Here is a 16200-nt window from a genome sequence, read left to right on the forward strand (position 1 = left end):
AGGACAAGGACGTCATCATGAGCCAGTACGTAATCGCCATTGACCAGGGCACCACGAGCACCCGCGCCATCGTCTTCGACCAGACGGGCAACATCGTCTCCTCGGGGCAGATGGAACACGAGCAGATCTTCCCGCAGGCCGGCTGGGTGGAACACGATCCAGCGGAAATCTGGAACAACACCCGCGAGGTCATCGCCTCCGCCCTGTCCAAGGCGAACCTGACCCGGCACGACATTGCCGCCGTCGGCATCACCAACCAGCGTGAAACCTCAGTAGTCTGGGACAAGACCACTGGCGAGGCGGTCTACAACGCGATCGTCTGGCAGGACACCCGGACCCAGCCGATCGTGGACGAGCTCTCGAAGGACGGCGGAGCGGACCGCTTTAAGCAGAAAGTCGGCCTGCCGCTGGCAACATACTTCTCGGGAACCAAGATCAAGTGGATTTTGGACAACGTCGACGGCGCCCGCGCCAAGGCCGAGGCCGGGGACCTGGTCTTCGGCAACACGGACTCGTGGGTGCTGTGGAACCTGACAGGCGGCGTGGACGGCGGCGTGCACGTCACCGATGTCACCAACGCCTCCCGGACCCTCTTCATGGACCTGGACACGCTGCAATGGGACGAGGAAATCCTCGGCATCTTCGGTGTGCCGGTGACCATGATGCCCGCCATCAAGTCCTCCTCCGAGGTCTATGGCACCGTCCACACGTCCCAGCTGCTGCGGGAAGTTCCCGTGGCGGGCATCCTGGGCGACCAGCAGGCTGCCACGTTCGGCCAGGCGGCCTTCCAGACCGGCGAGGCGAAGAACACGTACGGCACAGGCTGCTTCCTCATCTTCAACACCGGCGAGGAGATCGTCCACTCCAAGAACGGATTGCTGACCACCGTCGGGTACAAATTGGGGGACGCAGCGCCGCACTATGCACTGGAAGGGTCCATTGCCGTCACCGGCTCGCTCATCCAGTGGCTGCGTGACAATCTGGGCATGATCAGCAGTGCACCGGAAGTGGAGACCCTGGCTGCGTCCGTGAAGGACAACGGCGGCGTGTACATCGTTCCGGCCTTTTCGGGACTGTTCGCACCGTACTGGCGCTCCGATGCCCGTGGTGCCATCGTGGGCCTGACGCGGTTCGTCAACAGGAACCACATCGCGAGGGCCGCCCTCGAGGCCACCGCCTTCCAGACCCGAGAGGTGCTGGACGCGGTCAACGCCGACTCCGGCGTTCCGCTCACCGAGCTGAAGGTCGACGGCGGCATGGTCGCCAACGATGCGCTCATGCAGTTCCAGGCGGACATTCTGGGCGTGCCCGTAATCCGTCCGAAGGTGGTCGAGACCACGGCCCTCGGCGCTGCTTATGCGGCCGGCCTCGCTGTCGGGTTCTGGAAGGACCTTGGCGAGCTGTCTGCCAACTGGTCCGAGGACAAGCGTTGGGAGCCGACGATGGACAAGGCGGAGCAGGACCGCCAGCTGCGGCTGTGGCGGAAGGCCGTCACCAAGTCCATGGACTGGGTCGACGAGGACGTGAGGTAGGAAAGGCCCGGGCCCGGATCCGCGGACCAGCCGCGGACCCGGGCCGCCGGCATTCAGCCAGTTCGCATCAGCCGGTCAGTCGTCGTCATCGTCACGGGGTGTGGCGACTTCGGCACGAGGCGTCTTCGCGTAGACACTCTTGCTGACGGTGTATGCGTGCTTGTCGAGCTTCAGCGCCTGCCGGTTAATGTCCTCCAGCCTGTCGTCACTGAACTTCCTGATCTTGACGAGGTCCATCGTTTCCTGTTCCTCGCCACCAACAGCCGTCACTTTGACCAGCCCTGTGCCTTCGGAGTAGAACTTCCGCTGGTGCCCCGCGCTGGGAGGCTCCAAGGGGCTGTACTCATCGATCACCAGTACATCGTCGTAGTAGCCTGTTGGGACCCGGACCTGCTGATGCTTCTTTAACACATCTCCGCAGTCCAAAAAGTCCACTTCCGGTGCGTAGGCCTGGACGTAGTGGGGACCTTTAATCCGAGGGTCCGCCTTCATGGCTATGCCGGCCTGGGCCTTGTCTATCCCGTGGATGAATGTGCTTGGAGCGCCCACGAACTTGCCGTCCTCGTACTCCTCGGGATACTCGCCGAACAGCCATACATCGCCCCTCCTAGTCTGGGCAAAGAAGGCAAGTTCGGACTCCACCAGCTCGCCGTCGCTGTAGTCCCTGTCCCACATCACGAGGGTTTTCACCCCGTCGATCACCTTGGTAAGTCCGGTCACGGTATGGACGACGGTACGCACGCTCGTTGACTCCGCGGTCTTGACTGTTCCTGTGGTTGTGTACTGCATGCCCGGTCTCAGCGGAAACCACTCGTTGTCTATTTTTGGTTTCTTTGGAAAGTCAGAGCGGTCAAACTTGATCTCCGATCCGGGTCCGCAGAGCGCGCGTGGGGCCGCGGTGGTCGCCGCAGAACCCGTCGCGGACGTGAACGTGGCCAGAAACAGCGCCAGCACCGAACCTGCCGCTGTTAGCCGTCTCTTATGCTGAAACATCTCGATCGCCTTCCTCGGGTGGGACTTGTTCATGCGGACATCTGCCAGAGCGCGGGCTAAGCATCGGCTGAGTTTCTCGCACGACTCTGGGGGGCATTGACCGGATTCTGGGGACATTCAGAAGTCGGGGGACGCTGGGAAGGGAGCACCGGCGCCCGCGAAGGGGCAGCGGTGTTCTCTGGGAGAAGGAGCGGGCCCGCCGGCACGAGAGCCGGGGCGGGAGGGGAACGCGGAACAATTCGGCGCGACGGGTCAACCTTGCGCGATGGTTTGCCGGATGGTTGACCGGGGAAACAGGCAAAACGTCCACTGCAGGCTCCACAACCCGAGACCCTTGCCGTACCCCCATACATTCTGTTCTGAATGGTGGACCTGCTGCGGGTATTTGGCAATGGGTCCTCTGCACGCTTTACACCGCACCGTTTGGCCCGCACCTTACACGAGGCGGTTCAGCATGAACGCGGGAGAGACGCTAGAGTAGGTTTATGCGTGCGATCCTCCTGCTTAGCTAGCCGCCCGGTATCCCGGATATACGGACTACCGAGCGGCCGCCCCTCCATGTCGAGGGGCTTTTGTGTGTCCGGGACGCATTCCCGGCAGGCGGCAGGGGATCAGACCGTTGTGACAGACAGACGTCATGACAGAACAGAAGAGGGCAGCAGTGAGCGTTCAGCCGGAGACCGAGACCGGAACAACAGCAGGTGGAGCGGAAAGCCCCGAGGAGGGCGCCTACAGCTTCGCGGCAATGGAGGCCAAGTGGCCGCAGGAGTGGGAGGACCTTAAGGTCTTCTCCCCGGTCGACGACGGCTCCCGGGAACGCCGGTACGTGCTGGACATGTTCCCGTACCCTTCCGGTGACCTGCACATGGGCCACGCCGAGGCCTTCGCCATGGGCGACGTCGTCGCACGCTACTTGCGCCAGAAGGGCTACGACGTCCTGCACCCCATCGGTTGGGATTCCTTCGGCCTTCCGGCCGAGAACGCGGCGATCAAGCGCAACGCGCACCCGAGCGAGTGGACCTACGCCAACATCGAGACCCAGGCCGCGTCGTTCAAGCGCTACGCCATCTCTGCTGACTGGTCCCGCCGCCTGCACACATCCGATCCCGAGTACTACCGCTGGACCCAGTGGCTGTTCAAGCGCTTCTACGAGCGCGGCCTCGCTTACCGCAAGGACTCACCGGTCAACTGGTGCCCTAAGGACCTGACCGTGCTGGCCAACGAGCAGGTTGTCAACGGCGCCTGCGAACGCTGCGGCACAGCCGTGACCAAGAAGTCGCTGAACCAGTGGTATTTCAAGATCACCGACTACGCGGACCGCCTGCTGGATGACATGTCCGAGCTGCAGGGGCACTGGCCCGAACGCGTACTGGCCATGCAGCGAAATTGGATCGGCCGCTCAGAAGGCGCGCACGTCCGGTTCGTGATCGAGGCGTCGGACGGACGCGCCGAGCGTGAGGTCACCGTCTTCACCACGCGTCCGGACACCCTGTACGGCGCCACCTTCTTCGTCGTGGCGGCGGACGCGCACCTGGCCCTGGACCTGGTCACGCCCGAACACCACGACGCACTCATGGCCTACCGGGAAAAGGTCAAGGGCCTTTCGGACATCGAACGCCAGTCCACCGAGCGCGAAAAGACCGGTGTCTTCACCGGCCGCTACGCCATCAACCCGCTTAATGGCGAAAAGCTGCCCGTCTGGGCAGCAGACTACGTTCTGGCCGACTACGGCACCGGCGCCATCATGGCGGTGCCCGCGCACGACCAGCGCGACCTCGACTTCGCCCGGGAGTTCGGCCTGCCGGTGCGGGCGGTGCTGGACACCGGCGAGGAGGATCCCGCCGTCTCCGGCAAGGCAACGGCCGGGGAAGGCACGCTCATCAACTCGGGTCCGCTGGACGGCATGCCCAAGGCAGAGGCCATCCCGGCCGCCATCGACATCCTCGACAAACAGGGCACCGGCGAGAAGTTCGTGAACTTCCGGCTTCGCGACTGGCTACTGAGCCGTCAGCGTTTCTGGGGCACCCCGATCCCCATCATCCACTGTGCCGAGTGCGGCGAAGTGCCGGTACCTGACGAGCAACTCCCGGTTACGCTTCCCGAAGACCTGCGCGGCGAGGCGCTGTCACCACGGGGCACGTCCCCGCTGGCCGCGGCCGCCGAGTGGGTCAACGTCGAGTGCCCGAATTGCGGACGTGCAGCCCAGCGGGATACGGACACCATGGACACGTTCGTGGACTCGTCCTGGTACTTCCTGCGCTTCGTCTCCCCGCACTACACCGACGGCCCGTTCGATCCTGCGAAGATCAATGACTGGATGCCGGTCGGGCAGTATGTCGGCGGCGTCGAGCACGCCATCCTGCACCTGCTCTACGCCCGCTTCTTTACGAAGGTCATCCATGATATGGGCCTCCTGGCGGCGGACGAGCCGTTCAGTGCGCTGCTGAACCAGGGCCAGGTCCTGAACGGCGGCAAGGCCATGAGCAAGTCGCTGGGCAACGGCGTGGACCTGGGCGAGCAGCTGGACAAGTTCGGCGTCGATGCCGTCCGCCTCACCATGATCTTTGCCTCCCCGCCGGAAGACGACGTCGACTGGGCGGACGTTTCGCCGTCGGGATCCGCGAAGTTCCTGGCCCGCGCATGGCGGCTGGGGCAGGACGTCACCAGTGAACCCGGCGTGGACGTCAGCACCGGCGACCGCGCCCTGCGGACGATTACTCACCGGACCATCGCCGACGCCGCGGACCTGCTGGACAACAACAAGTTCAACGTGGTGGTGGCCAAGCTCATGGAGCTGGTCAATGCCACGCGCAAGACCATCGATTCCGGTGCCGGCGGCGCGGACCCGGCGGTCCGCGAAGCCGCCGAAACCGTGGCCGTGATCCTGAGCCTTTTCGCTCCCTACACCGCCGAAGACCTGTGGAACGTCCTGGGCCACCCCGCCTCCGTGGCCAACGCCGGCTGGCCCGCGCACGACGACGCCCTGCTGGTGCAGGACACCATCACGGCCGTGGTCCAGGTCCAGGGCAAGGTCAGGGACCGGCTGGAGGTTTCGCCCGGCATCTCCGAGGATGACCTGCGTGAGTTGGCGCTGACCTCGGAGAACGTTCAGCGCGCCCTTGAGGGGCGCGGCATCCGCACGGTCATCGTGCGGGCGCCTAAACTGGTCAACATCGTCCCGGCCTAGCCGGGTCCCGGCCGCCGGTCCTTGCCGGCGGCCGGCCAGAACTGCTGGAGGTGCGCCCTGATTGACCGTGAGCCGGCCGCCTGGCTGTGGTTGAAAGATCATCTCGCCCGTCTCCGCCAAGCCACCGTTCCGGGGCGGGTGCCGCCCGCGGCGGAACCCGCCGTCGTCGTCCGCACCGCTGTGGTGACGGACTCCGCCGCCGCGCTGCCGGCTGACTGGGTGAGGGGCTTATCCCTCGACGGCAGGCTTGCCGTTGTGCCCATGCCGGTCATGGTGGGCGAGGAAATTTACGGTGAGGGTGAGGACGACATCACCGAGACCATCGCGGTGGCCCTTGCCGCAGCGACTCCGGTCAAGACCTCCCGGCCGTCGCCCGGGCAGTTTGAGCAGGCCTATCTGGCCGCCGAACGGAGCGGCTATGAGTCGGTGGTGTCCATCCATATTTCCGGCAGCCTCTCCGGCACCGCGGATTCGGCCCGGATCGCTGCCGGCCGCGTCGGCATCCCGGTCGAGGTGCTGGACACCCGGACCGTCGGCATGGCGCAGGGGCTGGCGGTGCAAGGCGCCGTGGTGGCCGCAGCCGACGGGCGCAGCGCCACGGACGTGCGGAAGTTCGCCGAGGAACGCCTGGCGAAGACCAAAGTGTACTTTTACGTGCCGAGCCTGGAGCAGCTGAGGCGGGGCGGACGGATTGGGGCGGCCGCGTCCCTTTTGGGGACCATGTTCTCGATCAAGCCAATTCTTGCGGTCGACGGCGGCAAGATCGTTCCGCTGGAGAAGATCCGTTCCGCTGCGAAGGCCATCGCCCGGCTCGAGGAGATCGTTGTTGCGGACGCCGCCGCCAGGCCGGCGGGGGAGGCCCGGCTGGCCATCCACCACTTCGGGAACCGGCCGGAAGCCGAAGTACTTGCCTCCAAACTTGCCGCGGCACTGCCGGACAGCCCGCCGGCACAGATCAGTTCCCTGCCGGCGGTGCTCGCCGCCCATGCGGGGCTCGGCGTCCTTGCCGTGATAGTCAGCGAAAGTACCACATCGGTCGCCAGTGTCCTTCGCCCTCTCCCCAGCAGCGGCCGTACCGGGCCGAACGGGTCCTCGCCGTTGACGCTATCCACATAGCGGCAGTCCGCCCTGTCCGCCCGAGCGCCCCGGCTCCTAGGGTGGTGGTATGCCACGCCGGACCGCTGGACCTGCCGCCAGCACTCCGGCGCGGCCGGACGCAGGGAGGGAGCCAGTCGCAGGCCGGCCAGGGGCAGGCAGGCGTCCGGCCGACGCTCCTGATCCCGCAAGTGCCTCCCACCGGCAACCTGCCAAACGCTTGGCGGCGAGGCTCGGTGGGCCGCACAGCGACACCCCTGGTCCCGGGCCTGCCGGCCTCCTGGAGCTGGGCGACGGCCGGGAGTTCTCCTACGGCAGCTCGGACGGGCCCCGTGGTGTTTCCCGGGCTTCCGAGGCGACAGTGGAGACCCGCGTCAGATGGCGCCTGGGCCTTCGGGCGGCGATGCTGCTGGGCGTTGTGTCGTTGGTGGCCGGCGGCTGGTTCTGGTGGCAGGTTGCCTCCGCGGAACCAGAGGTTCTTCCGTTAAGCGCCGTCACGAGCGAAGCGGCAGGAACAGCCGGCGCGGCAGGCAGCACGGCAGGGGAGGCCGGTGACGACGCCGGCGGTCCCGCGGAGGTTGATGAACGCTCCAGCCCCGGCGCAGCCACGGGGAGCGTTGTTGTTCATGTCGCCGGCTCCGTGAAGAAAACCGGTGTGGTCAGGGTTGCCCGCGGCGGCCGGGTCCATGAAGCCATTGCCGCGGCCGGCGGCGGAACTGCAGCCGCGGACCTCAACCGGCTCAACCTCGCGGCGGTGCTGGAAGACGGACAGAAAATCTATGTTCCGCGCCGCGGGGAGGCCATGCCGCCGGACGCTGGCCAGCAGGGGGCGCAGGGTGCGCAGTCTGAAGGAACGGGGGCCGCGGGAACGGGGGCGTCGGGGAGCGGGACGGGCGGGGCAGGCGGGTCCAGCGCGGCCGGCGGGAGCGGCAGTGCTGCGGCCGCCGGCAAGATCAACCTCAACACGGCGACGGCCGAAGAACTGGGAAACCTGCCGCGGGTAGGTCCGGTGCTGGCCCAGCGGATCGTTGATTGGCGCTCAGAGCACGGCCAGTTCAAGACGGTGGAGGAGCTCGACGCCGTAGACGGAGTCGGCCCCAAAATGCTGGAAACCCTGCTTCCGCTCGTGACGGTCTGAGATGGCGGGTAACCAACCGCGGAGGACCAGCAGGTGGCACCGGTACGTGGAGGCGGCCGTGAACCCGGCCCCGAACCACGGGACGGCCAGCGGCGCCCGCTCCCACCGCCCGGCCACCGACGGCCTCAGTGCCGCCTGGGGGCAGGCCGTGGCGCCTGCTGTCCGGCCGGCACCAGGCCATCGAGGATCAGGTTTCCTGCGCAGAATCCGTGAATGGTTAGGGTCGCGGCTGGCTCCCGACGAACGGGCCATTGATGCGGCAGACGAGCGACGCCGGCGGGTGGACCTCCGGCTTGTTCCGTCGGCCTTGCTCGTCTGGGCCGCTGCTGCCGCGGGACCATGGCTGAGCCCGCCCTGGCTCCTGGGGATGTGCTGCGCCCTGGTCACTGGCTCCGCGGTGCTGCTCGTGCTGATTCTGCGGCGGAGCGGGGCGGCCCCACACCTCGGACGCAGCTTCCTGCTGACGATAATGGCGGCCATGCTGCTGGCCGTGGCCGCCGCAGCGCACTCGGCTGTATCGTCTGCCCAGAAGAATGATGGACCGGTGGCGGCGGCCATCGCGGCCCGGGCATCATGCCTTGCAGAGGTTGAAATTGCCGGCGCACCGCGTGCCCTTAAGATTTCAGGCGGTGCGGGGCTGCCATCGCGCTGGGCGGTGGTGGCCACGATCAAATCACTGAACACAGGGGGCCAGTTGCTCCGGGCCGACGCTGCTGTGGTGATCATGGGCGGGGAGGACTGGCAGCACGTGGCTTCCGGCCAGCGCGTCCGGACTGCCGGAAAGCTGCGTCCTCCCGATCCCGGTCAGCTGGAGGCCGGGATTCTGTCGGCCTCCTCGTCCCCCATAACCCTCAGGGCCGCGGATGCCTGGACTTCGGGGCCGGCCGCGCTCGGAAGCCAGTTTGCGGCGGCGGCCGGCTGGCTGGACGCTGATGCCAGGGGACTCCTTCCAGGCATGGTCACGGGGGATACCAGCGGCCTGGATGAACAACTGGAGATGTCCATGCAGACTGTGGGTCTCACCCACCTGACCGCTGTGAGCGGTGCCAACTGCGGCCTCATCCTTGGAGCCCTGCTGCTGGCGGCGCGCAGCCTGCGGCTGGCCAGGCTTCCCGCTGCCGCATTCGCCCTGGCAGGCCTCGGCCTGTTTGTCCTGATGGTGGGACCTGATGCCAGCGTCTTGAGGGCCGCCCTGATGGGGGCCATTGCCCTAGCGTCGCTTGCAAGCGGAAGAACCGGCCGCGGCCTGAGCTTCCTCTGCCTCGCCGTCATCGGCCTCCTGCTCATCGACCCGGGACTCGGCACGAGTTTCGGCTTCCTGCTGTCCGTCCTTGCCACCCTCGGAATCATCGCGCTGGGCCGGCAGATCGTGGACTGGATTCCGGATGTCATCCCGCGCTGGGCGGCGGCCGGCATCGCCGTGCCGTTGTCGGCCCAGCTGCTGTGCGGCCCCGTCGTGGTGCTGCTGCAACCCCAGTTCGCCGCCTTTTCTCTGCCGGCCAACATTCTCGCGGCCCCGCTGGTGGCTCCAGTGACCATTCTGGGAACCGCCGCGGTGCCACTGGTGCCGCTGCTGCCATGGCTGGCCGCTGTACTGATCGGGGTTGCCGGCTTTTTCACGGCGGGCGTGGCTGGCGTGGCCAGGTTTGTGGCTGCCCTGCCGGGAGCCTCATTGCCTTGGCCTGAGGGCGTCCTGGGTCTCCTGACCATGGTGATGCTGTCGGCACTTACTATTGGTATCGTCTGGATGGCTGTGCGGCCCCGGCAGATCCTGCGGCTGGTTGTGGCGCTGCACGGCCGTACGGAGGGCTTCCTTGAGCGGGCGGAGCAGCATGTTCGCGGATACCGTACTGCGCTCCGGCCGGACCGGCCTAGGCATGGCTTGGAGCCACAGGCCGACCGTGGCTGGCTTAGATACTGCACTAACAGTTCCAGGAGGAATCCAGAATCGCCGCTGCGCCAACCACTCGAGCCCGGACAACGGCGTCCAACACGGCCACCTGGCGGGACATAGCCCCGGCAGCGGTGGTGCTGGTGGCGGTCCGGAGGATTAACTCGGATTCAGTCACCGCCCGGCGGGTGGAGGTAATGTGTGTCGGAATTTTCGGGCGCACAGCAATTGCCCGCAAAGGTTACTGAACTGAAATCACCGGTCTGGTGCCGGTAAATTCCGCGTTCTGGATTGGCAATAATCTCGTCACTGGCTGTGTAGGTCACCGTGGCCTGATTGTTCGCCGCGGCCTGGGTGCCGTCCCATGGGCTAATGGGAGCAGCAGTAATTGTGGCAACAGCGGAGGCAACTGCCAGCCAAGTCAGCAGTCGCGGTCTGATGGACGTGTTTGTCCCGTAAGAAAGCATGAATATCACTCGAATCGATCGGTGCGAATTCGGGAACTCACCGCAGAGGGGACGCGTTCGGGAAGGCTCAAAGATACCTACCAAGCCTCGGCACTGCACGCTGATTCTGTCAGGAATCTGGGCTTTGTCACTATGGCTCGAAGGATGTGACCCTCTGATCGGATCGGTGAACTGCGGAGAAACAGATTAGAGTGTCAGCTGATGACGACCTGCAGATTGTGTTCGTATCTGCGTGCAGAAGCGACTGCAAGTATGACAATGCTGGCGAGGCGTAAGGCTATTACCAGGTACTCTACGTTGGTACCAGAATGCTCCATCCTAACGTTGGTTCTCTTCTCAGTAGTTCAGACGTGAATTCTCACTGATCACAGTCGAACGGTACTGTTAGACCTTGTCTTCAATGTCCTCGAGGGTAAACTTCTTCGAACCGGCGAGCCGTGGGATGACGAGGGACCTGGACTGGCAGTTGCCTGGGTGAGTGCCGAAGAGAGGCTGTCAATCGGAATAGTCCGGCCAGAGTTCATGATCCCAGGTCCGGCGGTGGTCGTCAGTGGTCCGGGGCCGGCACCCCTCTGTGAACGCGACTCCTGGAGCGTTCGCGGGCCCTAGAAGCCATTCAACCTGCTGTCCTGCAAGTTGATGCATCAACAGGCCCTTCCAGACATGAATCCGGTTCTTTGGAATTCCCAGTGGGCTCCCGGCACAGACCGAGTCGGTCTGTGCCGGGAGTGACTGATATTTCGATGGGGAGTGCCTACTGGCGCTTCGAATGGTTGTTTCGGTGGCAACTGCAGTGCCAGCGGCGGCCGGGGAAAGTACGGTGCAGCAGTTAGGCTAGCTCGCCGGCTTGGGTCCGCGAAACTTGGTTAATATGTATACCGCTTCAAGCCGTCGTTGTCTGCCCAGAAGGTTCGAAGACTGTCACCCTGGACCTCGCGGGCGAAATAGAGGCTTTTCGCGATGGTTGTGGTGGCGTTCCCAAGACGAAAACGTACTGCGCACTCCAGCCCATTGGTACCGCAGTCAGTCCACAGGACACGTGCACCATCGAAGGAAACGCTGGTCGTGTAACGACCGGTCTGAGCTCCCTGCCAAATGCTGGTTAATCCGAAAAACCCCTTACTGGCAACGATGCCGCTGCGCTCTCCCCAGTAGACCCTTGTCGTCCCGAATGGACTGACAGCGACGTGCAGTGCCGTAATCTCGGTTGGTGTGGTGATAAAGCTTGTTGTAATACCGCCAGCCTTAGGGACAAAACGCACTTGGCGACCGACCGCGTAAAACAATCTCGAACCTGCGAGTCCGAGCCTGACCCTGTTGAAATCCTGACCTTGTACAACCGTCCTGGTAGGTCCCCCAATAAGTGCGGTAGCGCGGATTCCATTCTTATCAGCCCAGAATAATGAGGCGCCGTCGGTTTTGAGGTCACGGATAGGGTTGGCACTGGCGACAATGGTCTTGGGTAGGCCTCCGCCATCGAGCTGGAAACGTACGATCCTTGAGTTTGTCATGTTCTGCCTAGCGACGACGTAGCCGAACCAGATGCCGCCTACTTTGGCGTACACGAGTGCGCCAAAGTAGTGTAGGCCTTTCTCCCGATACAGGAGCCGCTCCGTGCCTGGCCTTCCGGTCTTCGCCGTGCGGTACACGCTCGACGAATTTGGACTGAACTCGTTTTCAGTATTGACAACCCAGTAAAGGTTCCCAGTCGACTGAAGGAGAGCTGAGGGCTCTGTACGCGAGACGACCGAGGCCTCCGAAGCAGCTGCGGAAAGGGTCGGCGTGCGAGATTCCGCGGATGCAGGCTGTCCGGCTACGGATAGGGAAATTGCGCATGCGATGGTGAGCCCGACTGTTCCAGAGCTGAATCGCCACCGCTTCAGACTGCGTTGTATTGCTGCCAAAGGTTGCCTCCTCCGATCTGGGGCCTTCTTTTGCGGTACCGAGATTTGTTGTTGAACGATCATCGTCTTCACTTTCTTAGTTCGCGTTGGTGGTGCGTCATTGTTCTGCCATGGACGGGTAACGAGGCTGAAGTTGCGATGGATGATCGTCCAGGCAGCGGGGTCGAAGCGGCTCGCGGCAACAAATCCAGCCGCCATCATGCGGTGAATGTTTCTCCACCGTGTCCGCGTTGCGCTTCGCCCTTTTTTATCGGGCTGGTGTCCCAAGGGTCCCGCGGAGGGCTTAAGCGATCCTTAATCGCTTGGGCAGAGTGCCTCAGCTGGCACCAGCGGGATGCGCCGGTACAAGCCCGAAACGAAACGCCACCAGTCGATTCTCACCGCTGTTGCTCACCGCACAAGATGCTGCGCCTGGCTCTGCTGGATCTCACAGGCAGCGTCGCTGGATGTCATCTCATCACACGCCATGTGACCCTTTATGGGACTCGAAGGGCGCTAATTACTTGTGATGAGCCTGTCGTCGAACTCCACGAGTACATGGCCAAGCCAGCGACAGGGAGTGGAGTGTGGGGCGCCCTATTTTGGCGTTCCCTTTTGGCCCCCATTCAATGCTCTCTTTGTACCGACGTGATCTGGAACCCCCTGGGGCCGGGCTCCATGATAACGACGAGCGAAATCATCGACCTCCACAGTTCGATCCTCGCGAATGCGCATACCTTCGCGATCGCTCCCGCGGGAGACCGCATTGCGGAGCGGCTGTACCTTCCCGCAGAGCCGGTCAGCATCCGGTCTCAGCGGATCGACTTACCACGCAAGGTGTGTCAGGCGCCCATCCAACAACTCCGCAACAACGGCGGCCTCCCCGTCATGAGCAAGTCCGTCCTGCACTGCCTTCTGCCACTTGATAAACCGGTTGACACTCTCGTTTCCTTCGCGAGGACGAGCTCGGAACTGATGAAGATGCGCGCTGGCCAGAGCAGGTCGGGAAGGTCGTCCTTGAACCAGGCCTCGATTCGCAGCATCCCGGTCACGGCGAGCGGGGACTTGTAGACGCGGCCCTTCCTTACGGGGCCCGCCATCGGTCCTGTCTGCTGGTTGGGCTTTGGAACGCTCATGGCAACAACCTACCTCCTGTCGCCGACAAGGTGAGCTGAACCCTTGGTTCGACGTAGCCGACCTATGTGGTGTGGCGCACTTCTCGGCGTTCTTGCGGGTTGAACTCGCCTGTGGGCACTATGACCGGGTTTTCACTGTCATGGGTTGGAAGCCTGAGGACGGGCCCAAGCTGTCGTCCGACTAGCGCATTGCGGAGATCCGCCGCGTCTTCGAGTCGAGCTGGACCGCGGAAGGGCACACCGGCTGGCCTCACGAGGGCCCCGAGCGCCACGGTACTCGACATCCCTGGGCCGGGAACATGATGACTGGCAACTGGATGCCAGCCGGCCGCTGGTGGAGGAACCCGGCGCGCTGACCGTTGCTCTAACGAACCTGGCGGATCCCCAATTCAGGGGCACCCTGGCAGTCAGCACGGAAACTTACACGATCACTTCCGTCGATCTGGGCCACATGCTGCAGACGCGCGCCAACGTCCGTCCCGAGCCCTATGATGAGGACCTGGCAGCCTTGGAGGAGATCAAGGCCAGCATCAAGGGAACGGGTGAGAGTTAACCCCAATTTTTGTGTGTAGATCACGGCCCGACCCTGGCCGAGTTGTTTCTGGCCCAGCTGGCGCCCACCCTGCCAATCCTCCATCCCGGAACGGAGGCGCCCTGGCATCTGACTTCTGGCACCGAGTTCACGAGACCCCAAGTTCGGGCCCTTCGCCCGTGATGACCACCTTATGCGGGGCCAGTAGTTGCCGGCGGCCCTGTCCTCGACCAGGACAGCGAGCTGTTCCTGCCACTGGTGCTCGTTGGCTTCGACTGGCGTTCCGGAGCCCGTTCAGCGCTAAGGGCCAGACGGATTGCCGTCCGGCCCTTAGCCTCGCTCCGAACATCTCTCGCCCGGAGAGCGATACTAAATGATTCACGCCTGAGCTGGCCAGAGCTGCTTCTTTGAGGCAGGCGATCATCATTTGGAGGGGCGCCTTCAGCGGGCCGAGGCTACTTGGCTCCTGCCGCGCAGCGGCCAGGCGTTTCCGGATTCAATGGTTTTGTTTCCGCAGGCTGCGCTCGGGGTTTCGACGTCGCGGGGCAGTTTTGGCCTCGGTCTTCTATTCAATCGCTGCTGCACAAATTGGAGCGTGGTGAATCCAATAGGGGGGCAGAGTATCCCAGGGATTGGGCAGAATGTCGTTGGTGACGTAGAGGTAACCGGCATACCGGAGGACCGAGAGCTGGCAAACAGAGAGGTAGCCTGGATCGTTGGCCGCGTAAACGAGGTGGCTGAAGTTCCTGGAAGGTTGGTATTTGACCCACGACGGGGGCGTCCACGTCTTGTACTTTTCGGCCGTGCCTTCAAAGATCACGAGTATGTCGGCCACTCGACTGGCGCCTAATTGCCATGCGGTGGAGGCGGCAACTCCGGGGTTGCCAACTACGATTTCTGTCCCCGGCGTCTTGGTCTTGATATAGGTGTAGAGATTGCGGTAGTAGGCTTTGATCGGGTCATTTGCAGTGTTGCTCATTTCGTCAAGAAAAATCCCGTCCACCCTGTAAAGCCTGTAGTACTTGTCGATGTCGGCATTTACTTGGGCGAGTGGCCGCGCTCCATAGCCGGTGTAGACATAACCTATGACTTTTTGGGCCTTTCCGTGGCAGTACGTAATGACTCTGGTGTAATCGGCATTGGCTGTTGCACCTGTACCTGGGCCATTGCCTGGATTCATGACAGCAATGGAGCTGCCGCCCCGATTGTTCATGCGGTCGCACATCTGCTCCCATTTCTTGTCAGCCTTGCTGGGATAGAAGTAGGCGGGAACAAGTTGATGCTGATTTCGTACTGTGGGCGGGGCGCATCGTTCGCCGCTGTACGTGATGCCGTCGAGGCTTGCCGCACCGACCTGATAGCAATATGTCCCACCTCGTGGGACGGTGTGCTTTGCACTGTAAAGCTTCCCGGTCGTGCCGCCAGACGAGGACGGAACTGAGGTGTAGTGCTTCCACACACCACCTTTTATCCTGTATCGGATCGGGAACGTCTTCTCGTTCGTGGACTGGTCTCGCCACGTCAGCAAGACTTGTACATCTCCGTTGTGCCATGCTGACAGCGTCGGGGCCTTCGGAGGAGCCGCAACGGCGGCTGGAGAGGCCAAGCTGAGGCAAAGCGAAGTCAGGAGCATTACGGGGAGCAGGGCAGACATGCGCCGCCTTACCATGTGATCTTCTACCGAAGTCATCTCCGTCTCCGAAATTGAATGGCGGAAATAGGACTTTTTCGGATGGGCGGAAAATCTGAACAGGGTGCGGTTTAAAGTGAACATTTCGAACTCCTCTAGTATGAGGGTGTGTTTTTCCTGAGGTGGGAGATTTGGCAGGTCGGCAATCGGCGTCCAACTGACGCTTCTGCTTTTTGTTCTTCCTGCTTGAATGCCTCGGCGGAACAGGGTTCATGCCTGTACGCCGTGATTGGGGCGGCGAACCAGTTCGGCCTCTGGAGCCACTCATTTTGTGCGGCTTCCAGTGTGGCAAGTATTAGTGCGTGCTGCGTTTCGGTGAGTCGCTCGGGAAATGCCAGGTGGTCGGGGTAGCAGCGATGTTGCCCGCGGCAAACCACCCCTTGCCGTCATCACTCGCCGAGCAATATTTGCAACATTCAGTCTTTCCTTTCCTGCGTCTGGGGCCTGATCTAGCCGGCGATCTAAGAGTCGGGCGCAAGGCTTAAGCCATTCTTAATCACGTGGATGCTTCCGATGACGCCACCATCAATTAGCCATGCCGCCCGCCAGACTGCTGCCCTCTGAGCGAGCGGCTGGACGAAACAACTCGGCACGGGGAGAACCCGGGCGTGGATCGGCGCCAGCCGCCCTCCGGGACGCCACACAAATATTTGATG

At 63.3% G+C, this 16200-nt stretch carries 10 protein-coding genes; 7 read left to right on the top strand and 3 right to left on the bottom strand.

All coding sequences use genetic code 11. From position 1 onward, the window contains the following. Positions 1-17 precede the first annotated feature (17 nt). Positions 18-1532: a glycerol kinase GlpK gene (gene glpK, locus J7E80_RS03310; protein ID WP_215050054.1), complete on the top strand. Its 1515-nt coding sequence runs from the start codon at positions 18-20 to the stop codon at positions 1530-1532. 75 nt (positions 1533-1607) lie between these two features. On the opposite strand, the gene J7E80_RS03315 is transcribed toward glpK, so the two are convergent. Then, entirely contained in the window at positions 1608-2558 is a 951-nt protein-coding gene (locus J7E80_RS03315; protein WP_251036383.1) for a hypothetical protein, read from the bottom strand. Positions 2559-3186: 628 nt separating this feature from the next. Here J7E80_RS03315 and leuS point away from each other — a divergent pair. Genes leuS through J7E80_RS03335 form a run of 4 tightly spaced genes read left to right on the top strand, consistent with a single transcriptional unit; the run spans position 3187 to position 9959 of the window. After that, complete coding sequence (leuS, locus tag J7E80_RS03320; protein WP_215050173.1) at positions 3187-5712, top strand: leucine--tRNA ligase; 2526 nt, start codon at positions 3187-3189, stop codon at positions 5710-5712. 57 nt (positions 5713-5769) lie between these two features. Further along, positions 5770-6828, top strand: a complete 1059-nt coding sequence (locus J7E80_RS03325) for a DegV family protein (protein ID WP_215050174.1) — start codon at positions 5770-5772, stop codon at positions 6826-6828. Positions 6829-6877: 49 nt separating this feature from the next. Continuing rightward, positions 6878-7945 carry a helix-hairpin-helix domain-containing protein gene (locus J7E80_RS03330; protein WP_215050055.1) on the top strand — a complete coding sequence of 356 codons (1068 nt, stop codon included), beginning with the start codon at positions 6878-6880 and terminating at the stop codon, positions 7943-7945. Positions 7946-8003: 58 nt separating this feature from the next. Continuing rightward, a complete protein-coding gene (locus tag J7E80_RS03335) occupies positions 8004-9959 on the top strand; it encodes a ComEC/Rec2 family competence protein (protein WP_311380754.1) in 1956 nt (651 codons plus the stop codon). Positions 9960-11169: 1210 nt separating this feature from the next. Here the strand turns inward: J7E80_RS03335 and J7E80_RS03340 are convergent. Continuing rightward, entirely contained in the window at positions 11170-12408 is a 1239-nt protein-coding gene (locus J7E80_RS03340; RefSeq protein ID WP_215050057.1) for a hypothetical protein, read from the bottom strand. Positions 12409-12864: 456 nt separating this feature from the next. Here J7E80_RS03340 and J7E80_RS03345 point away from each other — a divergent pair, with 456 nt between their 5' ends. Beyond that, positions 12865-13257 (top strand): hypothetical protein, encoded by a 393-nt coding sequence (locus J7E80_RS03345; RefSeq protein ID WP_215050058.1) that lies wholly within the window; start codon positions 12865-12867, stop codon positions 13255-13257. Positions 13258-13656: 399 nt separating this feature from the next. Continuing rightward, positions 13657-13875 carry a hypothetical protein gene (locus J7E80_RS03350; RefSeq protein ID WP_215050059.1) on the top strand — a complete coding sequence of 73 codons (219 nt, stop codon included), beginning with the start codon at positions 13657-13659 and terminating at the stop codon, positions 13873-13875. Between the two features lie 544 nt (positions 13876-14419). Here the strand turns inward: J7E80_RS03350 and J7E80_RS03355 are convergent. Then, positions 14420-15628 carry a spherulation-specific family 4 protein gene (locus tag J7E80_RS03355; RefSeq protein WP_215050060.1) on the bottom strand — a complete coding sequence of 403 codons (1209 nt, stop codon included), beginning with the start codon at positions 15626-15628 and terminating at the stop codon, positions 14420-14422. Positions 15629-16200 lie beyond the last annotated feature (572 nt).

Source organism: Arthrobacter sp. ISL-28 (assembly GCF_018613875.1).
In the GTDB taxonomy this organism is placed as follows: Bacteria; Actinomycetota; Actinomycetes; order Actinomycetales; family Micrococcaceae; genus Arthrobacter.